General features: G+C 34.6%; 16 protein-coding genes. 11 read left to right on the top strand and 5 right to left on the bottom strand.

What is annotated here, in order from left to right; genetic code table 11:
* Window positions 1-61 precede the first annotated feature (61 nt).
* The 6 genes from topA to BKP56_RS09660 all read left to right on the top strand — a co-directional run bounded on the left by topA (window position 62) and on the right by BKP56_RS09660 (window position 7578).
* Window positions 62-2131: a type I DNA topoisomerase gene (gene topA / locus BKP56_RS09635; RefSeq protein WP_072694873.1), complete on the top strand. Its 2070-nt coding sequence runs from the start codon at window positions 62-64 to the stop codon at window positions 2129-2131.
* Between the two features lie 166 nt (window positions 2132-2297).
* Entirely contained in the window at window positions 2298-3194 is an 897-nt protein-coding gene (xerC, locus tag BKP56_RS09640) for a tyrosine recombinase XerC (protein WP_072694874.1), read from the top strand.
* Between the two features lie 46 nt (window positions 3195-3240).
* Window positions 3241-3780, top strand: coding sequence for an ATP-dependent protease subunit HslV (gene hslV, locus BKP56_RS09645; protein WP_072694875.1), 540 nt, complete (start codon window positions 3241-3243; stop codon window positions 3778-3780).
* Between the two features lie 10 nt (window positions 3781-3790).
* Window positions 3791-5212: an ATP-dependent protease ATPase subunit HslU gene (gene hslU, locus BKP56_RS09650; RefSeq protein WP_156849244.1), complete on the top strand. Its 1422-nt coding sequence runs from the start codon at window positions 3791-3793 to the stop codon at window positions 5210-5212.
* A gap of 54 nt (window positions 5213-5266) precedes the next feature.
* Window positions 5267-6094 carry a hypothetical protein gene (locus BKP56_RS09655; RefSeq protein ID WP_072694877.1) on the top strand — a complete coding sequence of 276 codons (828 nt, stop codon included), beginning with the start codon at window positions 5267-5269 and terminating at the stop codon, window positions 6092-6094.
* 152 nt (window positions 6095-6246) lie between these two features.
* A complete protein-coding gene (locus BKP56_RS09660; protein ID WP_083540537.1) occupies window positions 6247-7578 on the top strand; it encodes an ISL3 family transposase in 1332 nt (443 codons plus the stop codon).
* A gap of 208 nt (window positions 7579-7786) precedes the next feature.
* Here the strand turns inward: BKP56_RS09660 and BKP56_RS09665 are convergent, their stop codons facing one another.
* Together BKP56_RS09665 and plsY are read right to left on the bottom strand one after the other, a co-directional pair.
* Window positions 7787-8983: an IS110 family transposase gene (locus BKP56_RS09665; RefSeq protein WP_072693656.1), complete on the bottom strand. Its 1197-nt coding sequence runs from the start codon at window positions 8981-8983 to the stop codon at window positions 7787-7789.
* A 314-nt stretch (window positions 8984-9297) separates the two neighbouring features.
* Entirely contained in the window at window positions 9298-9894 is a 597-nt protein-coding gene (gene plsY, locus BKP56_RS09670) for a glycerol-3-phosphate 1-O-acyltransferase PlsY (RefSeq protein WP_072694878.1), read from the bottom strand.
* Between the two features lie 351 nt (window positions 9895-10245).
* Between plsY and parE the strand changes: the two genes are divergently transcribed.
* Together parE and parC are read left to right on the top strand one after the other, a co-directional pair.
* Window positions 10246-12219, top strand: coding sequence for a DNA topoisomerase IV subunit B (parE, locus tag BKP56_RS09675; RefSeq protein ID WP_072694879.1), 1974 nt, complete (start codon window positions 10246-10248; stop codon window positions 12217-12219).
* 19 nt (window positions 12220-12238) lie between these two features.
* Entirely contained in the window at window positions 12239-14704 is a 2466-nt protein-coding gene (gene parC / locus BKP56_RS09680) for a DNA topoisomerase IV subunit A (RefSeq protein WP_072694880.1), read from the top strand.
* Window positions 14705-14780: 76 nt separating this feature from the next.
* On the opposite strand, the gene adhE is transcribed toward parC, so the two are convergent.
* Window positions 14781-17396: a bifunctional acetaldehyde-CoA/alcohol dehydrogenase gene (gene adhE / locus BKP56_RS09685; protein ID WP_072694881.1), complete on the bottom strand. Its 2616-nt coding sequence runs from the start codon at window positions 17394-17396 to the stop codon at window positions 14781-14783.
* A 317-nt stretch (window positions 17397-17713) separates the two neighbouring features.
* Here adhE and pflB point away from each other — a divergent pair, with 317 nt between their 5' ends.
* From pflB to BKP56_RS09700, 3 genes are all read left to right on the top strand, one after another.
* Window positions 17714-19972 carry a formate C-acetyltransferase gene (gene pflB / locus BKP56_RS09690; RefSeq protein ID WP_072694882.1) on the top strand — a complete coding sequence of 753 codons (2259 nt, stop codon included), beginning with the start codon at window positions 17714-17716 and terminating at the stop codon, window positions 19970-19972.
* 47 nt (window positions 19973-20019) lie between these two features.
* On the top strand, window positions 20020-20763 hold the full coding sequence (gene pflA / locus BKP56_RS09695) for a pyruvate formate-lyase-activating protein (RefSeq protein ID WP_072694883.1): 744 nt from the start codon (window positions 20020-20022) through the stop codon (window positions 20761-20763).
* 115 nt (window positions 20764-20878) lie between these two features.
* Window positions 20879-21808, top strand: coding sequence for a manganese-dependent inorganic pyrophosphatase (locus BKP56_RS09700; protein ID WP_072694884.1), 930 nt, complete (start codon window positions 20879-20881; stop codon window positions 21806-21808).
* 190 nt (window positions 21809-21998) lie between these two features.
* Here the strand turns inward: BKP56_RS09700 and BKP56_RS09705 are convergent, their stop codons facing one another.
* Entirely contained in the window at window positions 21999-23057 is a 1059-nt protein-coding gene (locus BKP56_RS09705) for an alanine racemase (RefSeq protein WP_072694885.1), read from the bottom strand.
* A gap of 1 nt (window position 23058) precedes the next feature.
* Complete coding sequence (locus tag BKP56_RS09710; RefSeq protein WP_072694886.1) at window positions 23059-24207, bottom strand: M20 metallopeptidase family protein; 1149 nt, start codon at window positions 24205-24207, stop codon at window positions 23059-23061.
* Window positions 24208-24281 lie beyond the last annotated feature (74 nt).

Here is a 24281-nt window from a genome sequence, read left to right on the forward strand (position 1 = left end):
ATGATGTACAGACGAATAAGTTATACATCAGAGCTTATACAAATTGAAAGGGGCCGTTGATTTGGCTTATAAATATCTGGTTATTGTAGAATCACCTGCCAAAGCAAAAACAATTGAGAAATATTTAGGTAGAAATTACAAAGTAGTTGCTAGCTTAGGTCATATTAGAGATTTACCAAAAAGTAGGATGGGAATTGATTTTGAAAATAATTACGAACCTGAATATATAACAATTCGTGGTAAAGGACCTGTAATAAAAGACCTGAAAAAATATGCAAAAAAAGCCGAAAAAGTTTTTCTTGCAGCCGATCCGGATCGCGAAGGGGAAGCTATTGCATGGCACTTAAGCTATCTGTTAGGTTTGCGAGATGATGAGAAAAATCGTGTAGTGTTTAACGAGATTACTAAAGACGCAGTGAAAAATGCTCTGAAAAATCCACGTGACCTTGATGAAAATCTAATTGATTCTCAGCAAGCCAGACGTGTTCTTGATCGAATTGTTGGTTATCAGATAAGTCCATTATTATGGAAGAAAGTCAAACGAGGCTTAAGTGCTGGGCGAGTTCAATCAGTTGCGCTAAAAATTATTTGTGACCGGGAAGAAGAAATAAAAAATTTCAAACCGGAAGAGTATTGGACTATCGAAGGAAATTTTGTTAAAACTCGCAAAAAATTTAAAGCTAATTTTTATGGTGTAGATGGTAAAAAAACCTCTATATCTAATAAGGAAGAAACTGATAAAATATTAGATAGAATTGATAAAGATGAAAAATGGACAGTTAAAAAAGTAACTAGGAAAGAACGTAAAAGAAATCCTCAAAATCCATTTACAACTAGTAGTTTGCAGCAGGAAGCTGCTGGGAAACTAAATTTTAGAACTCGTAAGACAATGATGGTTGCTCAGCAGTTATATGAAGGTATATCTTTAGGACGTGGGGGTGCTGTAGGTCTAATTACCTACATGCGTACCGACTCTACTCGTTTATCTGAAACTGCTAAAGCTGAAGCGACACAGCTTATTCTTGAGGATTACGGTGAAGAGTATTCAGCTTCTAAAGCTCGTAAAGTGAAGAATGCAGAAGGTGCTCAAGATGCTCATGAGGCAATAAGAGCCACGAGTGCGATGAGAAGGCCTGACGATATCAAGCAATATTTGACCAAAGATCAATATAAACTTTATAATCTTATCTGGTCGAGATTTATAGCGAGCCTAATGAAACCGGCGATTTATGATACGATGAGAGTGGATCTTGAGCAAAACGGCGTTATGTTCCGTGCCAATGGATCTAGTATTAAATTTGATGGATATCAAATTGTCTACAAAGATCAGTCAAAAGAGAAAGACAATATTTTACCTGAAATGGAAGAACAAGATGAAGTTACATTAGATAAAATTGATCCGGAACAGCACTTTACTCAACCACCAGCTAGATATAGTGAAGCGAGTCTAATCAAGACTTTAGAGGAAAACGGAGTAGGACGTCCATCTACCTATGCTCCTACTTTAGAGACTATTCAGAGAAGATATTATGTCGCTTTAAAAAATAAACGTTTTGAACCAACGGAATTAGGTGGAATTGTTAATGAGATGATCAAAGAATTCTTTCCTAATATCGTAGATGTGAACTTTACTGCTAAAATGGAAAAAGATCTGGACTCTGTTGAAGAAGGAAAAATAGAATGGGTTAAGATTATAGATCAATTCTATAATCCGTTCAAAGATGAAGTCGAAAAAGCAGAAAAAGAAATTGAAGAAGTTGAAATAGAAGATGAACCAGCAGGCTTCGATTGCGAAAAGTGCGGACATCCAATGGTTATCAAAATAGGAAGATATGGAAAATTCTATGCCTGTTCTAATTTTCCAGATTGTCGTAATACTAAACCAATCGTTAAAAAGTTAGAAATTACTTGTCCTTTATGTAAAAAAGGTGAAGTTGTAGAACGAAAATCTAAAAAAAATCGTATATTTTATGGTTGTGATCGTTATCCTGAGTGTGAATTCACTTCATGGGATAAACCAATCGGTAGAAACTGTCCTAAATGTGATCATTTCTTAGTGGAAAAAATCACAAAAAAACAAAGCCAAGTAAAATGTTCAAACTGTGATTATGCAGAGGATATTCAAAAGTAAGATATTAATAGAGACGTCTTGTAAGCAGTATAAGGCAACTGAATTTTTATTATTTTAATAAAAATTCAGTTTTACTGTGAGAGCGTCTTTTTCGTTTGTATTCCTTTATACGATTCTTAATAGTATTATGGTAAACTATAGTAGCATGAACGTTGGAGGGATAGAAATGGAACAAAATTTAGTTCATCTATTCATGAATTATTTAATACATGAAAGACATTATTCAGATTTAACAAAAAAAGCTTATTTAGAAGATATACAAGCTTTCTCAGTGTTTTTAAAAGAGACAGGAAACGACGATTTCTTATCTGTAACTTTACCTGATGCTAGAATATATTTAGGTTATTTAAATGATAAAAACTATTCTAGAACATCAATTTCTAGAAAAATATCAAGTCTTAGAGCTTTTTATCAATTTTTATTGAATAATGAATTAGCTGATGATAATCCTTTTTCTTATTTAAATATGAAAAGGAAAGGATTACGGCTTCCTACCTTTTTTTATGATCAAGAAATCAAACAATTATTTGAAGCTGCTTTAGGAACTGGTTTGCTAGATTATCGGAATATGGCTCTCTTAGAGGTTCTGTATGGAACTGGCATACGTGTCAGTGAGTGTGTCGGATTAAAGGTAGAGGACGTTGATTTTGAGATGGGCGTCATGTTGGTAATGGGGAAGGGTAATAAAGAACGATATGTTCCTTTTGGTCATTATGCTTCAGTAGCATTACAAGAATATATGGAAAAATCTCGTGTTGAGCTCATGACTAAATATGCAAAAGATCATCCCTATATATTTATTAATCACCATGGCGATCAGATTACACAAGCCGGAATACAATATACATTGAACCAGATTATTAAAAAAAGTACACTGACATCCAATATATCTCCACATATGTTAAGGCATACATTTGCTACACATTTGTTGGATAATGGAGCAGATATGAGAACAGTTCAAGAACTGCTTGGGCATAAGAGTTTATCATCGACTCAAATCTATGCTCATGTCACTAAAGAACATCTTCAATCTGATTATAAGAAATATCATCCTAGAGCTTAAATAAAGATTAAGTAATACAAATCAATATTAATTATGGAGGTACACTATGACTGAATTTCATGCGACAACAATATTAGCAATACAGCATAATGGAATGTCGGCAATGGCAGGAGACGGACAAGTTACAATGGGAGAGCAAGTTGTAATGAAAGGAACGGCACGCAAAGTTCGAAAAATCTACAATGGTGAAGTTTTGGTAGGTTTTGCCGGAAGTGTTGCAGATGCTTTTACATTAGAAGAAAAATTTGAAGGATATCTGAACCAATACAACGGGAATCTAATGCGTGCTGCAGTGGAATTAGCTCAAGAATGGCGTACTGATAAAATGATGAAAAATCTTGAAGCCTTATTGATTGTAATGAATAAGGAAGAAATGCTGCTGATTTCAGGAAATGGAGAAGTTATTCAACCAGATGATGGAATTCTTGGAATAGGATCAGGCGGGAACTTTGCGTTATCTGCTGCTAGAGCTTTAAAGCTATATGCTGGGCCATTATCTGCAAAAGAAATTGCAGAAAATAGTTTATCGATAGCAGCAGACATCTGCGTTTACACAAATCACAATATCATTTCAGAAGAATTGTAAGGAGACTATGATGAGTACAAAAACTGATTTAAAACCTAGAGAAATTGTAGAAAAACTTGATAAATATATAGTAGGTCAGACAGAAGCAAAAAAATCTGTTGCTGTAGCCTTGAGAAATCGATATCGTCGCTTGAAACTGGATAGCGATATGCAAAAAGAAATCACCCCTAAGAATATTTTAATGATCGGTGCTACAGGTATCGGTAAAACAGAAATTGCCAGACGTTTAGCAGATATTGTTGATGCACCTTTTATAAAGGTTGAAGCAACTAAATTTACAGAAGTCGGCTATATTGGTCGTGATGTGGAATCGATGGTCAGAGATTTGACAGAAGCTGCTGTACAAATTGTTCGTGAAGAGCAGCGCAAGAATGTCCGTGGTAGAGCAGAGAATAAAGCGATCGAAAGAATTGCAAAAGTATTAGCTCCTGGTATAAAAAAAGAAAAAAAACAACAAGATCAAAACCCATTAGCAGGTATGTTTAAAGGAATAGGAATTGATCCTAACCAATTATATGCTGAACCTGCTGAAGAAGAAGAAACAGTTACAGCAGAAATATCTACTAAACGAGAAGAGCTAATAAATCAAATTCGAAAAGGTATTTTAGATTCAAGAGAAGTAGAAATTAAAGTTGAAGAAAAAAAACAATCTGTAAGCCCGATGAATGCTCCATTAGAGCAAATGGGAATTGACCTTTCAGAAACGTTCGGTCAATTAAAACCTTCAAAAAAAATCAAACGCAAAGTAACAGTCAAAGAAGCTATTAAGATTTTTACGGAAGAAGAAGCAGATAAATTGATTAATCAAGAAGACATTCACGCTGAAGCTGTTCAACTAACTGAGAATGCGGGTATTATCTTTATTGATGAAATTGATAAAATCACTTCAAAAGGGCAAAACAACAGTGGTCAAGTATCCAGAGAAGGGGTACAAAGAGACATTTTGCCAATTGTAGAGGGATCAAGTGTAAAAACAAAATATGGCACAGTAAACACAGACCATGTCTTGTTTATCGGTTCAGGAGCATTTCATGTTTCTAAACCGAGTGATTTGATTCCAGAACTACAAGGACGCTTCCCTATTCGTGTTGAATTAAATGATCTATCAAAAGAAGATTTTGTTAAAATTTTAACTGAGCCACAAAATGCACTAGTAAAACAATATCAAGCTTTACTGGGGACTGAAAATATCAATGTTATTTTTACAATGGAAGCTATTGAAAGAATTGCTGAGATTGCTTTTGAGGTAAATGAATCCACTGATAATATAGGCGCGAGAAGGTTGCATACGATTCTTGAACGTCTCCTTGAAGAATTACTTTTTGAAGCACCAGATATGCAAATGGGAGAAGTTAAAATCACTCAAAAATATGTAGATGACAAAATAGGACATATTGTTGAAAATAAAGATCTTAGCCGCTACATTCTTTAAACTGTAATTCTAGTCAATTGACCTATCTTAGTAAGGAAAGGAACACTATATTAAATGAGTAATCAAGCCTTTTTAGACAAAATAAAAGAATTAAATAAACAGGCTAACATAAAAGAATGGGCAAAGTATATTCTTTCAAATGACTCAAAAGAGATCGACTTTCCATTGAAAAGTATTTCTTTCGCCTTAGGTAAATTATTAGATGCAAATATTTACGTTATTAATGCTGAGGGAACACTTTTGGGATATTATGAGCGACATCGTGTTAACACTCAACGAGTAAGGAACCTGATTGAAAATAAGTCATTTCCTTATAATTATATTCACAGGCTGGCAAATGTCCAGACGACAGTTAAAGATGTTAAAATCGATGATAATCTAACAATTTTTCCTGTTGAAAAAAGAGCTAATTATCCGGAGGCTTTAACAACTATTGTACCAATCAAGCTTTCAGATGATAGATTAGGCACTCTGTTAGTGGGACGGGTCCAAGGAGAAATCACTGAAGTAGATCATCTTGTCATTGAACATGCAGCTTCGATGATTGCTATAGAAATTGCTTTAGAATACGGTAAAATCGAAGTAGAGATCGAAAAACAGATAGCTGGAGCAAACTTAGCAATGTCTACGTTATCAATCACAGAAGTCAAAGCTTTAAGAGGCGTATTTAATCACATGGGTGAAGGAACTATGGAAATGATACTCACTACTTCTGAGATTGCAGATAAAATTGGTGTAACTAGATCAATTGTTGTTAATGGATTACGAAAGCTGGTATCAGCTTCCGTTATTGAACAGCGTTCTATGGGAATGAGAGGAACTTATATAAAAGTTCTAAATCCATTGTTTACTAAAGCGCTTTTTGGGAATATGGAGCAATAAAAAAAGCCTTTCTCTATCGATGTAGGTTCTATAATATATGACGTTGGTGAGAAATCACTGGCGTCTTTTTTTGTCTCAGAAAATAGAAAACAAGTGAGTTCTCCTGTAGAATAATAGTCGACAAAAACCAAATATCCATAGGAGGAACTCACTTGCCTACATCAAATGATATGCAAAATGTACTAGATATTCAAGACAAAAACATGATTTTCGAAGATAACTGCGTGTCTTATGGGATACACAAACAAAAGAAATGTAAATTTATAGACTGTACATTGACTTATATTCCTACGGAATGTAAGAAATGTCAGGAACCAAACAAGGACTTCTCTATCTATAAAAATGGGACTCAGACTTCTAGAATCACTTTTCCAATATCTGGCATTTACCCGACCTATCTCAGAGTGAAAAAGCAGCGGTTCAAGTGTACATCTTGTGAAGCAACATTTACTGCGGAAACACCGATTGTAAAAGAGGCGTGTTTTATCTCTAATTTTATCAAAGCAGAAATACTGGCGAAGTCAGCTGATGCTCGTTCGATCAAGAGCTTGGCAGAAGAGACGAATGTCTCTTCCACAACGATTCAAAGAATCATCAATGAACAGGTGAAGTATTATCGACCTTACTATCATTCATTGCCGGAGAACTTGTCTTTTGATGAGTTTAAGTATGGTAATGGGCAAATGGCTTTTGAGTATATTGATGTCGTAACAGGAACGATACTAGATATTTTAGAAAGCAAAGATACTCGTACAATCAAAGATCACTTCTGTTCTCGATACAGCCAAAACCAGAGAAATCAGGTCAAAACGATTACGACAGACATGAATGCCAGTTACGTCAGCTTCATCCCTGAACTGTTTCCAAACGCTGATATCATTATTGATCGATTTCATATCGTTCAGCTCGTGAACCGAGCGATGAACAAAACACGCGTAAAAGTCATGAATCGACTTCGAACGTCCAATGGAGAAGACCAAAAGAAGTACAGACGACTCAAACGCTTCTGGAAGAAACTACTGAAGAAAGAGTCCGAGTTGTCTTATACTAGCTATCAATACTTTCCCATGTTCGGACAGCGTCTGGAATCAGCAATCGTTTCTGAGATGTTGGCGTATGATCCAGAACTAAAAGCAGCTTATACAATGTATCAAGCTATTCTTAAAGCCGTCGAACACAATGACTCAAAACAGTTAAGAACTGTTTTAGATCAACCAGCTTCTCCTGAACTATCTGGATACATGAAAACCAGTTTAAAGACGTTGCGCGCTCATTTTCCACATATCCAAAACACCTTCTATTATCCTTATAACAATGGAAAGATAGAGGGAATCAATAACAAGATCAAAGTATTGAACCGGGTAGCCTATGGTTACGGTAACTTTATTCATTATAAAAATCGCATTATCCTGCACTTCAATTTAAAACCAATCAGAAATAAAATCAAAATGATAGAAAAAGAAAGAGAACATACAGCAGCGTAAGCTCGTTGTACATCCTCTTCCAAAATCCATTATTATTTGACTTTATTCTTTACCAACGTTGTTTCCTAGGTGCAGTCAAGTCATAACTCTTATTAATTTATATCTGTATCAAGTTGACACCTATTAAGTTACCTTTTTACATACTAAATAAACCTAGCGGTTATGCTTTTTTTTTACAAGCTAGGCATGTATACTATTAATATAAAGATTAGCTATGTGGGGACTTAGCATAATCATATAACTCATTTTTATTAACTAAATAATGAGTAACTTTTAACAGCTTGTTCATGCAAGCTATTACAGCAACTTTATCTCTTTTGGAGTAAGGTTGTTTTTTTAATTTATAATAGTAATCAACAATATGGTTGGGTGCAGTTTTTTGAGTTTTTAACATATTTCGAATAGTAAAAAATAATATCTTTCTAGCGCGGGCATTCCCACGTTTATTTATTCGGTCTTTCTTTCTCATCGTTCCAGATTGATGAGTGCGTATATCAATTCCAACATAAGCGTTCAACTGATTTGAAGTAGAAAATCGTCTGATATCCCCTAATTCAGAAATAATTAACGCGGCCGTTAGAGGGCCTATCCCAGGAATACTAACTAATACTGAAAATTCATTAAGCTTTTTTGACTGTTCAATCATTTTTTTAGATAATCGTTCTTTTGTATCAAATAACTGTTGTATCTGCTTAATTCTGTATTGAACTTTAGTTACTAAAAAATGATCTTTATCTACTGCTGGATAAGATACATCTGCTAAATGAATTAGTTGATCTGCTTTCAGTAGAGCTTCTTCTTTTGAGATATTTTTTTTAGTGCTTGCGAGAATTATATTTTTTATCCTTGTTTTACTTAACTCTTTAATATATGCAGGATGAGGAAAACGCTCAATAATATTTAATGCATATTTAGATAGGTTACTAGAATACAGCGTCTCTATCTCTGGAAAACACTGTTGGAGAACGGCGTGAAGTTGTACTCTTTGTTTTATTAGATTAGCGTGAACCTCATCATACAAAATAGATACTTCATGTATCTCTGAATAGATTGAGGTCTGATGATTCTTTTTTTCACGATCAAAACGATAATGTGACTGTGCTAATTTATGTGCATCTACTTTATCTGTTTTATTGCCACGCAAACCATCGGTTTGTTTTTTAGCTAATAATGGGTTTAGGATACAATACGAAATCCGCTCAGTCTTAAAAAAAGACTCAATCTGTTTAGAATAAACACCTGTAGCTTCAAAAACTACTTCAGTAGTTTCTTTACAAAGCTGGCTTTTAAGTTGGTTAAACCCTTCTTGATTGTGCTTAATTTCCCATTCTGCAACACACAATTCTTCTTCATAAATAACAACATAACTTTTTCCTTTACTTACATCTAAAGCCATGACTCTCATTTATTTTCGCTCCTTTCTATATTAAATTGAAGTACTCCACTATGCCTTAACGATTCCACTTTCCTATAGACGATCTCAAAGGACCAACATACTTCAAACTAATTCAATCAAGGATAGTGAAGGGGCCAGTTTGACATGCAGACTCATGGTCTTCTAACGTTGACGGCCTCATCTTCACCTCTACTATATAAAAAAATAGTAGTGCATATCCACCGTCGTGGATATTACACTACTAATCTTAGTATGTTTGACAGAGAACCTCGATGTATAATGATAGAGAAAGGCTTTCTGTATGATATAAAAATAAGGTAAAATTATTTATCCTTTTTCAATCCGAATGGCACTTTATTTTCAGTTCCATTTTTGATCCGACCAATATTTGATTTATGCCTGACAATAACTATGATCATTGCAATCCAAACAATTAGTGCAAATAAAGGATCTCCTAAAAAAAGAGAAGCGATTGCTCCAATGATGACTGCAATAATACTGGCTAAACTTACCATACTTGAAGTGTATAATACTACTCCCCAGATTACTGCTAGACAAAGCAAAAATATTGGTTGAGCTCCCAAAGCAATCCCTGCACTGGTGGCAACTGCTTTCCCCCCTTTAAATTTAGCAAAAATAGGATAAACATGACCAATGACTGCAAAAAGACCTACTACCATAGGGTGGATGTTTGAGCCTAGCCATATAGGTAATAAAGCAGCTAAAGTACCTTTTAATATATCTAAGACTAAAACAATGATTCCAGCCTTCTTACCGAGTACCCTGAATGTATTTGTGGTTCCTGAATTACCGCTACCATGTTCACGTACATCTGTTTTATAAAATAGTTTACCGATCCAAACCCCCGAAGGTATAGATCCTAATAAATATGCCAAGAGAAACATGATCGCTTCTAACAAAGACTTCACTCCTTACCAAACAATTTCTATCTCTTAATATAATACCACGTATAGATACAAAGAAAAATAATTATTAATGATTAAACCAGATATTGATTATTCTTGAAAAAAAATATAAAGTAAAAGAATTGGGACAATATTAATAAGGATCATATTTCTGCAAATATAGCAGATAAATGACGAATATATCCGTATTCGGCACATACGTTCTTCACATAAATAGTTACTTTATGGTAAGATAACTATGCTTGCTTAAATTCAATGAGCAAATTCAATAAGATTCTAACATGAATATAAAGTTTGGCTTCTTCAAATTATATTTGAAGAATAAAGTATAAGGAGTGGCTGGAATTGGCAAAAAAACCTCAATATGATGATACATCGATCCAGGTATTAGAAGGGTTAGATGCAGTTAGAAAAAGACCAGGAATGTATATTGGATCAACGGATTCAAGAGGTCTACATCATTTAGTCTATGAAATTGTTGATAATTCAGTAGATGAAGTACTAGCTGGATTCGGATCAGAAATCAATGTCAAAATAAATAAAGATAATAGTATATCAGTTACCGATGATGGTAGAGGAATGCCTGTAGGAATGCATGCTTCAGGAATTCCAACCATCCAAGTGATATTTACCGTACTTCACGCTGGAGGTAAATTCGGTCAAGAAGGTGGATATAAAACTTCTGGTGGTTTACATGGAGTAGGTGCTTCAGTTGTTAATGCATTGTCGGAATGGTTAACAGTAGAAGTAGTAAGAGATAATGTGCTCTATAAACAACGCTTTGAAAATGGCGGAAGACCAGTTGGAAAATTAGAAAGCAAGAAAGTCTCTAAACGAAAAGATGGGACAACTATCCAATTTAAGCCCGATACGAAGATTTTCTCTACTGTAGATTATTCATACTCTCTATTATCCGAAAGACTGCGAGAATCAGCCTTTTTGTTAAAAGGCCTAAAGATAACACTATCTGACGAGAGAGATGATATACAAGAAGAATTTATGTATGAAGAAGGTATCAAAGAATTTGTTCATTACATCAATGAAGAAAAAGATACTTTAACTCCAATTGCCTATTTTGAAGGAGAAAATAATAACATAGAAGTAGAATGTGCTTTTCAGTATAATGATGGCTATTCTGAAAGTGTTTTGAGTTTCGTCAATAATGTTAGGACCAGAGATGGTGGAACACATGAAATCGGAACAAAAGCAGCTATCACGAAAACATTCAATGAATATGCTAGAAGAACAGGACTTTTAAAAGAGAAAGACAAAAATCTAGAAGGAACAGATGTAAGAGAAGGAATTGCGATCATTATATCGGTTCGTATTCCAGAAAACTTATTACAGTTTGAAGGTCAGACAAAAAGCAAACTAGGAACAACTGAAGCAAGAGCCGCTTGTGATAATGTAGTTTCAGAACAATTAAACTTTTATCTATCTGAGAATGGTGAAATGAGCCAGCAAATTGTTCGCAAAGCTATTAAAGCTAGAGAAGCAAGGGAAGCTGCACGAAAAGCAAAAGAAGAATCCAGAAACGGTAAAAAACGAAAACGAGAAACACTACTGTCTGGTAAGCTGACACCTGCTCAAGGTCGAAACGCGGCTAAAAATGAACTTTACTTAGTCGAGGGTGATTCTGCTGGGGGGTCAGCGAAACAAGGCAGAGACCGTAAATTTCAAGCTATACTGCCCCTGAGAGGGAAAGTAATCAATACTGAGAAAGCAAATATGCAAGATATACTAAAAAATGAAGAAATCAGCACAATGATTTATACAATTGGAGCTGGAGTAGGTCCGGAATTTGATATTAAGGATTGCAATTATGATAAAATTATTATCATGACAGATGCGGATACCGATGGTGCCCATATTCAAGTTCTATTATTGACTTTTTTCTACCGTTATATGAAACCATTAATTGAAAATGGGAAAATCTATTTAGCGCTGCCTCCTTTATATAAAGTTACTCAAGGTAAAGGAAAAAATGAAAAAACTGCTTATGCATGGACAGATGAAGAGCTAAATGGGACTTTAAAAGATTTCGGAAAAACTTATCTTATCCAACGATATAAAGGTTTAGGTGAAATGAACGCAGATCAGCTTTGGGAAACAACTATGGATCCTGCTACTAGAACACTTATACGAGTTACTTTAGATGACTTGGCGCAAGCAGAAAGAAGAGTTTCTGTCTTAATGGGAAATAAAGTAGATCCTCGTAGAAAATGGATTGAGGAAAATGTAGAATTTTCTCTAGAAGAAGATGGTAGTATCCTTGAAACTAATACAATGCTGGAAGAGAACGAAACTTCTCAAAAGTAGGAAAGGTTTGAACAACTGAATGTCAGAAAAAAGAATAGAAGTCCAAGAATTGACATTAGAAGAAGTAATGGGTGATCGATTTGGACGATATAGTAAATATATCATCCAGGAAAGAGCGTTGCCGGATATTAGAGATGGACTTAAACCTGTACAGCGACGTATTTTATATGCAATGTTTTCAGAAGGAAATACTCAAGATAAAGGTTTTAGAAAATCTGCCAAAACAGTCGGTAACGTAATTGGTAACTTTCATCCTCATGGAGATAGCAGTGTTTATGATGCTATGGTTCGTTTAAGTCAGTCTTGGAAAATGAGAGAACCATTGATCGACATGCATGGTAACAACGGTAGTATGGATGGAGACCCTCCAGCAGCTATGCGTTATACTGAAGCTCGTCTTTCAAAAATAGCAGCAGAGCTACTTGCAGATATTGATAAAGAAACTGTTGAATTTGTATTGAATTTTGATGACACAACACATGAACCTACTGTTTTGCCAGCTCGTTACCCTAACTTATTAGTTAATGGAGCAACTGGTATATCTGCTGGTTATGCTACAGATATTCCTCCCCATAACATTGGAGAAGTTATTGATGCATCAATTCATTTGATCTCTCATCCTAAAGCAACAACTAAAGAATTGATGCAGTTTGTTAAAGGACCTGATTTTCCAACCGGTGGGATTATACAAGGAGTAGCAGGTCTGACAGCTGCATACGAAACAGGAAAAGGAAAAATCGTCGTACGTTCTAAGACAGAAATTGAAGAATTACGCGGTGGAAAGCAGCAAATTGTTATAACAGAAATTCCATATGAAGTAAATAAAGCCAATCTCGTAAGAAAAATGGATGAAATACGAATCAACCGTAAAATTGAAGGAATCGCAGAAGTCAGAGATGAGTCTGACCGCACAGGTTTACGAATTGTTATAGAATTGAAGAAAGAGACAAATGCGGAGGGAATACTTACTTATTTCCTGAAGAATACAGATTTACAAGTGTCTTATAATTTAAATATGGTAGCAATTGATGATAAAAGACCACAACAAGTTGGATTGAAGCAAATTATTCAGGCTTATATTGGTCATAAAAAGCAAGTAATCTTGAAACGTACAGAATTTTTATTGCGAAAAGACCATAAAAGAGAACATATCGTTGCAGGTCTGATTAAGGCAATTTCAATATTAGATGATGTAATTAGAGTAATCAGAAACAGCCAAAATAAATCTGATGCTAAAAATAATTTAATTACAAAATATGAATTTACCGAAGCACAAGCAGAAGCCATTGTTAGTTTACAGCTTTATCGATTAACAAATACTGATATTACACAATTACAAAAAGAAGAAGCTGAACTGCAAGAGCGAATTAAACAATATCAAGAGATACTTGATAGTTCGACAAAACTTAATAATGTGATGAAAAAAGAGTTGAAAGAAACTAGAAAAGCTTACGCTACAGATCGTCTGACTATTGTTCAAGATAAAATCGAAGAACTTACAGTTGATACGGAAGTTTTGATTGCTGAAGAGGATGTAGTTGTTTCTGTAACAAAAGAAGGTTATCTGAAACGTACGAGCTTACGCTCTTACGGTGCCTCAAAACCTGAAGAGATTGGTCTGCGTGAAGGTGATTACCCTGTTTTCTCAGAAGAGATGACTACATTGCAGCAGATTGTTATATTCACTACTAAAGGAAATGTAATTAATCGCCCGGTTCATGAACTTCCAGATATAAGATGGAAAGATCTGGGACATCATATTTCTCAATCAATTGCTTTAAGTCAAGATGAAAAAGTTTTAGCTGTATTTAAAATGAATGAGTTTAGTTCGAAAAACCGATTTGTTTTAATAACTAAACAGGGATTTATCAAACAAACATTGGCGACTGAGTACGAACCTAAAAGAACTTATCGTTCAAGAGCTGCAAATGGAATAAAGTTGAAGACTGATGATGATCGACTGGTTGCGGTATACTTCCTTGAGAACGAAAATGTTAGAGATGTTTTCTTAGTCAGCAATAAAGGATTTGGCTTAAAATATCCATTAGATGAAGTTTCAGTTGTCGGAGCGAATGCTGTTGGTGTAAAATCAATGGATCTAAAAGAAGATGATTATGTTGTTTCTGGTATAGTATTTGAACAGGATCAAAAACAATATAATGCGCTACTCGTTACACAGCGAGGCTCAGTCAAAAAAATGAACTTAATTGAGTTTGATACAATTTCTAGAGCAAAACGAGGTTTACATGTACTCAAACAATTGAAAAAAAATCCACATAGAATAAACTTATTGATCGATGCAAAAAATAACAAAGAAAATATTACGATAATTACGGATAAACAAAAAGAATTTACAGTTATTCCCAAAGACTATAAGGTAAGTGACCGTTACAATAATGGTTCTTTCTTATTGGATGAAACTACTGACGGAATACCAGTAGATTTTCGTTACGATCAAGTCGTGATCAATGAATCTGAGCATTGAAAAGTTGAATAAAAAAAGGATGTCCGCTTTTTAATTAAGGCGGGCATCCTTTTTCATTATTTAATTCTTAATTTATTTATTTTCCGATGAAAGCTTGTCTGTAAACTTCAGCAAGTTCTGTAACTAATGGCAATTTAGGATTTGCAGTTGTACATTGATCTTCAAAAGCTCTTTCAGCTAATGCATCAACTTCTGCTTCGAAAGTATTTTTATCAACACCATTTTCTCTGATACTCATTGGAATATTCAATTCTTTAGCAAGTTTGTAAATAGCGTTTACTAAACTTTGAACGCCTTCTTCAGTTGTGCTGGCAGGAAGACCCAAAGTTCTTGCAATATCAGCATAACGTAAATCAGCAATAAAGTGTTCATATTTAGGGAATGAAACAAATTTTGTCGGTTTTTTAGCATTGTAGCGAATAACATGTGGTAATAATATAGCATTAGCTCTACCGTGAGCTATATGGAATTGAGCACCTAGCTTGTGAGCTAAACTATGATTAATTCCTAAGAATGCATTTGCAAAGGCCATACCCGCCATAGTAGAGGCATTATGCACTTTTTCTCTTGCTAGTTCATCGTCACCATTACGGTAAGCTTTAGGAAGAAACTCGAATATTAGTTGAATTGCTTTAATAGCAAGGCCATCAGTATAATCATTTGCCATGTTGGAGACATAGGCTTCGATTGCATGAGTCAAAACATCCATTCCCGTATCAGCGGTAACAGTTTTTGGTACACTCATTACAAATTGAGGATCAATAATCGCTACGTCTGGAGTCAATTCATAATCTGCTAATGGATATTTGATGTTATTTTCATTATCAGTAATAACTGCGAATGAGGTTACTTCTGATCCAGTACCTGATGTAGTAGGGATCGCTACAAATTTAGCTTTTTGTCCGAGAGTTGGGTATTTATAAACACGTTTTCTGATGTCCATGAATTTTTGTTTTAGTCCTTTAAAATCAACATCAGGATGTTCATGGAATAACCACATACCTTTGGCAGCATCCATTGGAGAACCACCACCTAAAGCAATAATAACGTCTGGCTGGAAGTCATTCATTGCTTTTGCACCTCTAAGAACAGTTTCTTTAGAAGGGTCTGGTTCTACATCTGAAAATACTTCGCAGTGAACGTAATCAGGACGGTTTCTTAGATAATAAAGAACTTTATCTACATAACCTAATTTAACCATCATAGGATCTGTAACAATGAAAGCTTTTTTAATATCAGGCATTTTTGCTAAATATTGAACTGAATTTTTTTCAAAGTAAATTTTAGGTGGTAATTTAAACCATTGCATATTATTTTTACGATTTGCACGAGTTTTTACGTTAATCAAATGCATTGTTCCTACGTTTGAAGATACTGAGTTTCCACCATAAGAACCGCAGCCCAGTGTTAATGAAGGGAGGTAAGCATTATAAATGTCCCCAATTGCCCCTTGTGAAGAAGGTGCATTCACAATTAAACGTCCAGCTTTCATGCGACGATCAAATGCATCAATTACAGTTTCATCTGTTGAGTGGATGACAGCAGAATGTCCTAGTCCGCCATAAGCAAGCATTTCTTCAGCACGCTTGATTCCTTCTTCGCTACTATTAACTTTATAGGCTGCAAGAACTGGACTTAGTTTTTCTCTTGAAAGTGGATAATCTTTACCTACGCCTTCAAGTTCAGCGATCAAAATTTTCGTTTCTTTTGGAACGGAAACACCTGCAAGTTTAGCAATTTCGTAAGCTGGCTTACCAACAATATCAGCATTTAAATTGCCTTCAGGAGAAACCATAAAGTTTTCAACTTTTTCTCTTTCAGCTGTAGATAAGAAGTGACAATCATATTTAGTTAATAGGTCTTTTACTTCAGTATAAATTTCTTTATCAATTATGACGGCTTGTTCTGATGCGCAGATCATCCCATTGTCAAAAGTCTTAGATAAAATCAAGTCATTAACTGAACGTTTAACATTTGCAGTTTTTTCAATATAACAAGGGACGTTACCCGCACCTACACCAAGAGCAGGCTTACCTGAACTATAAGCTGATTTTACCATGCCGGGACCTCCAGTTGCTAAAATGGTTGCTACTCCACCATGTTTCATTAAAGCTTGAGTTGCTTCCACAGAAGGTGCTTCAATCCATTGGATACAATTTTTTGGTGCACCTGCTTTGACTGCTGCATCATAAACTGTTTTAGCAGCTGCGACACTTGATTTTTGAGCAGAAGGGTGGAAAGCGAATATAATCGGATTACCTGTTTTGATAGAAATCATTGCTTTGAACATTGTTGTTGAAGTTGGGTTGGTAACAGGTGTAACACCTGCGATAACACCAATAGGTTCTGCTATTGAAACAGTTCCTTCATGTTTGTTTTCTGCAATAATTCCAATTGTGCGATCATTCTTGATACTATGATAGATATATTCTGTAGCAAAAAGATTTTTGATAATTTTGTCTTCATATACTCCACGTTTTGTTTCTTCAACAGCCATTTTAGCTAATGGCATATGCTGATCTAATCCGCCTAAAGCCATTTGTTTAACAATTTCGTCTATTTGTTTTTGATCTAATGAACCTAATTCTTTTAAAGCAATTTGTGCATTGTTGACTAAATTATCAATCATATTTTCGATTGAGTTTTCAACTTTAACTTCTTCTGTTTTTTTGACTGATGCTAATTGAACCATTATAAATCCCTCCGATTAATTATTGTGAAGTTATGAGCATGTAGTGCTAAAAATAAAATGTTTCATCATACCTCAGTTCCTAGGATTAAAAGAAGTATAAATAAAACATCTATATATCACAAATTGACTATAACATAGTGTAAACGGTTACCAAAAAAAAATTTGTGACAATTTTGTGACACAATTCACAATTAGTAGTTTTTTATATGTTCGTTTTGTTTAATAGAGTCTTATAGTTCAAATTTTCACTTGTTACATATGCATAATTGTGATATATTGAACGTGAAGATAATATAATTTATAAAGGAGTAAATAATATGGAAAAACAACATAAAACTAACTTGTTAGAAGAGTTATGGAAGGGTTTTAATGGGTCAGACTGGAAAACCTCAATTAATGTTAGAGATTTTATTCAAAAAAACTATACTCCCTATGATGGAGATGACTCTTTCTTAGAAGATGCTACTGAACGTACTAACGAATTGTGGGATCAAGTAATGGATCTCAACAAAAAAGAATTTGATGCCGGCGGAATGCTGGATATGGATACTGAAGTCGTTTCTACTATCACTTCTCATGGACCTGGATATTTAACTAAAGAAAAAGAACAAATCGTCGGATTCCAGACAGAAAAACCTTTCAAACGTTCACTGCAACCTTTTGGCGGTATCCGAATGATGGAACAGGCTGCTGAATCTTATGGATTTGAAGTAGATCCAATGTTATCACATGTATTTAGAGATTGGAGAAAAACACATAATCAAGGTGTTTTTGATGCATATACTCCAGAAATTAGAAATGCTAGACGTACGGGTGTTATTACCGGTCTTCCTGATGCCTATGGTCGTGGACGTATAATTGGTGACTACAGAAGAGTAGCTCTGTATGGTGTTGACCGCCTAATTGCTGATAAAGAAACAGATAAATTAAATTGTGGTAATGGCATGATGAGTGAAAAAATCATTCGTCAACGTGAAGAATTAAGTGATCAGATCAGAGCATTGGTAGAACTGAAAGAATTAGGAAATATTTATGGATTTGATCTTTCTAGACCAGCTAAAAATGCTAAAGAAGCATTCCAATGGTTGTATCTAGGTTATCTAGCAGCAATCAAAGAACAAAATGGAGCTGCTATGTCTTTAGGAAGAACTTCAACATTTTTAGATATCTATATTGAAAGAGATTTAAAAGATGGTACTATGACTGAACAAGAAATACAAGAACTAGTCGACCATTTCGTTATGAAATTAAGACTTGTGAAATTTGCTCGTACACCGGAATATAATGAATTATTCTCAGGAGATCCCACATGGGTTACTGAATCTATTGGTGGTGTCGGTATAGATGGACGCCATATGGTAACGAAAAACAGTTACCGTTTCCTACACACATTAACAAACTTAGGACCTGCTCCAGAACCAAACTTGACAGTCTTATGGTCTACAAAATTACCAGCTTCTTTCAAAGAGTACTGTGCTAAAGTATCTATTGAAAGTAGTGCTGTCCAATACGAAAATGATGATATCATGCGAGAAGAATGGGGCGATGACTACGGAATAGCATGTTGTGTGTCTGCTATGCCGATTGGTAAACAAATGCAGTTCTTTGGAGCTCGCGCTAATCTTGCTAAAGCCCTTTTATACGCTATCAACGGCGGGGTGGACGAACGTACTAAAACTCAAGTTGGACCAAAATACCAACCAATTACATCTGAAGTCCTTGATTACGATGTAGTTTTAGAGAAATATGATGATATGCTTGAATGGTTAGCAGGTATGTATATCAATACATTAAACATCATTCACTATATGCATGATAAATATAGCTATGAAAGAATTGAAATGGCTCTACATGATACTGAAGTAGCAAGAACAATGGCTACAGGTATTGCTGGCTTCTCAGTGGCAGTAGATTCACTTTCAGCAATCAAGTATGCACAAGTAAAAACAATTAGAGATGAAAATGGATTAGTAACTGACTATGAAATTGATGGAGATTATCCAAAATATGGTAATAACGATGACAGAGTAGATGAAATAGCAGTTAATTTATTAAAAGCATTCATGACTAAAGTCAAAAAACATCCGACTTATCGTGATGCTAAACATACTACATCTATTCTTACAATTACTTCAAATGTTGTTTATGGTAAGAAAACAGGAAATACTCCTGACGGAAGAAGAGCGGGTGCTCCATTTGCTCCAGGTGCTAATCCATTGCACGGAAGAGATACACACGGTGCGCTAGCTAGTTTGAACTCAGTAGCCAAATTGCCTTATAAAGAATCACTAGATGGCATTTCAAACACATTCTCTATTGTTCCTAGAGCATTAGGTAAAGAAGATACAACTCAAAGAAAAAACCTTGCAACAATGCTTGATGGATATGTGAAAAAGAATGGACATCATCTTAATGTAAATGTTTTAAATCGTAAAACACTTGAAGATGCAATGGAACATCCTGAAGAATATCCTCAGTTAACAATTCGAGTATCTGGATACGCCGTTAACTTTGTGAAATTAACAAAAGAACAACAAATGGATGTCTTAAGCAGAACATTCCACGAAAGTATGTAAGGAAAAGCAATAACAAAAGCAGAACAATTATTATTGGAGGAATTATTATGACAGAACCAGCGATAGGGTACGTTCATTCTACGGAAAGCTTTGGATCAGTAGACGGTCCGGGTATTCGATTTGTGATCTTTATGCAAGGATGTCGTATGCGATGCGAGTTCTGTCATAATCCTGATACTTGGAATATGGGTGGAGGAACTCCGTATACAGCAGAAGAAATGATGAAAAAAGCACTTGATTATAGAGAATACTGGGGAGAAGAGGGAGGCATTACCGTTAGTGGTGGTGAACCCCTGCTCCATATTGATTTTCTAATAGAATTTTTTAAATTAGCAAAACAAGAAGGTATCCATGTATCTCTTGATACTTGTGGACAACCATTCACATATGATCAGCCATTCTTTGGGCGATTTGAAGAATTAATGAACTATACTGATCTTGTGTTGATGGATGTGAAGCATATTAATAATGAGGAACACAAAAAATATACGATGCATTCTAATGAGAGTATATTGGCTATGGCTCAGTATTTATCAACTCGTGGCGTACCGATGTGGCTAAGGCATGTATTAGTACCAGAGCGTTCTGATTATGATGAATATCTCGAACAACTACATGAATTCATTGAGCAACTAGAAAGTGTTGTAAAAGTTGAAGTGTTACCTTACCATCGATTAGGCGTTTATAAATACAAAGAGTTGGGAATTCCCTATAAATTAGAGCATATCGATCCACCAACTGCTGAACGGGTTGCCAATGCAAACCGTATATTACAGACATATAAATACTAGTCTTTAAAGAAAGAAGCAGAAGTCTAACTTTTGCTTCCTTTTTTATATGATTGAATTTATTTAAAAATTCATATATTCTAGGAATAGACATAAATGATTAAAAGGAGATTTTTAAATGGATAAAATACTAGTTTTTGGACATAAAAGTCCAGATACAGATGCAGTAACATCAGCCATTAGCTTTAGTTATCTGCAAAATCAGTTAGGATTAGATACGGAGGCAGTTGCACTTGGAGAACTCGGTGAAGAAACGACTTTTGCACTAGATTATTTTAACGTTAGCAAGCCTAGAGTGGTAAGTACAGTGGCGAATGAAGTGAAACAGGTTATGCTGGTTGATCACAATGAATCACAACAAAGCGTTGGAGATATTGAAAAAGTTGAAGTACTTTCAGTAGTGGATCATCATAGAATTGCGAATTTTCAGACAGCTAATCCTCTTTATTATCGAGCTGAGCCCGTTGGGTGTACAAATACTATAATTTTGAAATTATATAAAGAGCATGGTATTACAGTGCCGAAAGATATAGCTGGAATTATGTTATCTGCAATTATTTCAGATACTCTATTGTTGAAATCACCAACTTGTACAGAAATTGATGTAGATTCTGCAAAAGAATTAGCTGCAATTGCGGAAGTTGATTTAGAAAGTTATGGAGTAGAACTATTAAAAGCGGGAACTAAGACAAAAAATAAATCTGCAGAAAATCTTCTCGACGCAGATGCAAAATCTTTCCCGATGAACGAAAAAACAGTTCGAATCGGACAAGTGAATGTAGTAGATGTAAATGAAATTCTAGCAAGAAAAGAAGAACTATTAGAAGCGATGAAAGTACAAAGCGAAATCCAAGGATATGATTTATTCATTTTGTTAATTACGAATGTTCTGGAAAATGACTCTACAGCTATTATATATGGAAATCCTGTTGAAGAAGTTAGTGATGCGTTGAATAGTACTATAAAAGATAATGTTATGTTTTTAGAAGGTGTTGTCTCTCGTAAAAAACAAGTGGTTCCACAACTGACTCTTCAATTTGAAAATTAATATATAATAGAAAAAGCAAAGCTTAAATTAAACGAGCTTTGCTTTTTTTCTGTTTAGAAATAAACGCACATTATTGTATGTGCAAAAATAAGTATAAAAAAAATGTATTTTGTAGTATAAATCACAATGTAAAAATAAAATTAAAAAGTATACAAACATATTCTAATTCATATTTGTATACTTTGAAATTTCAGTTTAAGGAGATTTCTACTAAGTTAAAAGTGTGACGGTTCAAACTAGCCATTTGTTCTGAAATGGCTCCTACACCTTTATAGGCAAATTCATCTAATCGTAATTGATCATTATAAAGAATAACAGTATCTTCTATGTTAACCTGTTCATCTACTTCAACCATTAAATGACTCATCATTAACACAACAATAGGATAGAGCTTTCCATTGATCAGAACGTCATGTTTTGCACGATTTTTCATTATACCATTTCCATAACCAATATCGCATATAGCTATAGAAGTATCTTTTTCGGCAACAAATACAGCAGAGTATCCAGCGCTTTGACCTTTTTTAAGCTGAACGATGTCCTTCACACTAGCACTTACTTCAATTGTCTGAGCTGGTAGTGATGTAGGAATTTTATCAAAATAGGGAAGTGCACCGTACGCTGTAGCGCCAGGTCTTATATGAGTGTGTCCTTCCAGCAGTCCTTCTCTCGTATAAGAAGCACTGTTTTGAGCATGAACATACTCCAGATCTTTAATATAGTCTTTTAGTTGATTCAATACAGTTAACCAGTTATTCTTTTCAATTTCATATCTAAGTTCTGTAAGATCATCTGCAAAGGCAAAATGTGTCCAAATCCCCGTTATCTCAACATAATCTTCTTTCAATACTTGAAGCATTTCTTCTGAATGATCAAATCCAAATCGATTCAACAAGTTTTTATAGACTAGCTGTACTTTTATTCCTTTTAGTTGTGCTTTGTATTTATTATAGAAAGTCAGGTTGGGGACAGTTAATGTAATATTATAATTTTTCAACAGATTAAATTCAGTAGAAGGATCTAACAATAATATCATAATTTCCTTATCTTGTTTACGTAACCAGATAGCTTCAGATAGATTCGTTGTTGCATAACTTTTGATTCCGGCTTGAAAAAATGCAGTAAACGCACGTTCCATTCCGAAATTATAGGCATCATTTTTCACAACTACAATAACATCATTTTGACTTTGTAAGGCTTTGGCTTGTTCATAGAGTCTTTGTTGATTCAGCTTTAGTATAGCAGTCATCTTATTCTCCTAAATTATTTAGTATTTCTTGAAAGTAAGTTACGCCATTAATCAGTACTTTTTCGTCAAAGTTAAAAGTAGAGGTATGGAGTCCGCTGGTATATCCTAATTCTTCATTTCGAATACCTAAAAAAGCAAAATTAGTCTTAGCTACTGTGTCATAAAAAGAAAAATCTTCTCCATATAGATAAGGATGTTCTTTGACTTTAAATCTTAAACCTGCCGACTCTACACTTTTTTCAACTAGTTCAAGTAAAGAACTGGTATTAATGACTGGAGGATATCCTTCAGCTACAGTTAGAGTAGTAGATGTTTTAAAAATCAAATCACTACTTTTAACGACGGCATCAATTTTTTGTTTAATGATTTCAAGATCTTTTGGATCATAGGTTCTAATCGTTCCTTCTAAATATCCGGTACTAGCTACTGTATTAATGGCTTCTCCGGCAGTCATTTTACCAATATGAATAACATTCTGATTTAATCCATTTAGGTGGTACTGTTGAATCTGAGCAATTTGATTAGCAATATGTGACAATGATCCTAAAGCATTTGCTCCTGTTTCTTTTTCAGCAACATGAGCTGATCTTCCTTTAATATTGATTCGATATTCAGTAGCACTTGCCATTAATGGACCTTCTTTTGTCAAGATGACACCTTCATCTGTATCTGGACCTAAATGGAGAGCAAAAATGGCTTCTAAATTATAATCGGAAAAAGGAAAGGCTTTGATAAGAGCGTTTGCTCCAGCATTCGATTCTTCAGATGGCTGAAAGATTAATAGAACATTATGTTTAAGTAACCCTTGGTCCTGTTGTGTTTTACATAATTCAGCGAAAGTGAGTAGAATAGAGGTATGACCATCATGGCCACAAGCATGCATTGCTCCGGAATGAGTAGAGGTAAAAGGAGATGAAGTTTCCTCTTCAATTGGGAGGGCATCAATATCCGCGCGGAAACCGATTGTTTTACCAGAATTTCCTTTTAGATATACAATAGTTGCTGTTTCAAGAGGTGTTAAATAATCGATATTTAATTGTTTTAAAGTATTTCTTATATAAGCTGTTGTTTTATATTCATGAAAAGATAATTCAGGAATCAGATGTAATGCTTGACGGTGGGCTGATACAGTTTTTACATAGTCTTTCATAGTTTTTCGACTCCTTGATTTGTATAATAAATTGAGTAGATGTTTATAAGAATAAAGCTAAAGTGAAATTAAAA

It is taken from the genome of Marinilactibacillus sp. 15R, assembly GCF_001895285.1.
GTDB classification, from domain to species: Bacteria; Bacillota; Bacilli; order Lactobacillales; family Carnobacteriaceae_A; genus Marinilactibacillus; species Marinilactibacillus piezotolerans.

Coding starts and splice junctions, on each gene's coding strand:
- xerC (WP_072694874.1), top strand. CDS start 2,298: ATGGAACAAAATTTAGTTCATCTATTCATGAATTATTTAATACATGAA.
- hslV (WP_072694875.1), top strand. CDS start 3,241: ATGACTGAATTTCATGCGACAACAATATTAGCAATACAGCATAATGGA.
- hslU (WP_156849244.1), top strand. CDS start 3,791: ATGAGTACAAAAACTGATTTAAAACCTAGAGAAATTGTAGAAAAACTT.
- BKP56_RS09655 (WP_072694877.1), top strand. CDS start 5,267: ATGAGTAATCAAGCCTTTTTAGACAAAATAAAAGAATTAAATAAACAG.
- BKP56_RS09665 (WP_072693656.1), bottom strand. CDS start 8,983: ATGAGAGTCATGGCTTTAGATGTAAGTAAAGGAAAAAGTTATGTTGTT.
- parC (WP_072694880.1), top strand. CDS start 12,239: ATGTCAGAAAAAAGAATAGAAGTCCAAGAATTGACATTAGAAGAAGTA.
- adhE (WP_072694881.1), bottom strand. CDS start 17,396: ATGGTTCAATTAGCATCAGTCAAAAAAACAGAAGAAGTTAAAGTTGAA.
- pflB (WP_072694882.1), top strand. CDS start 17,714: ATGGAAAAACAACATAAAACTAACTTGTTAGAAGAGTTATGGAAGGGT.
- pflA (WP_072694883.1), top strand. CDS start 20,020: ATGACAGAACCAGCGATAGGGTACGTTCATTCTACGGAAAGCTTTGGA.
- BKP56_RS09700 (WP_072694884.1), top strand. CDS start 20,879: ATGGATAAAATACTAGTTTTTGGACATAAAAGTCCAGATACAGATGCA.
- BKP56_RS09705 (WP_072694885.1), bottom strand. CDS start 23,057: ATGACTGCTATACTAAAGCTGAATCAACAAAGACTCTATGAACAAGCC.
- BKP56_RS09710 (WP_072694886.1), bottom strand. CDS start 24,207: ATGAAAGACTATGTAAAAACTGTATCAGCCCACCGTCAAGCATTACAT.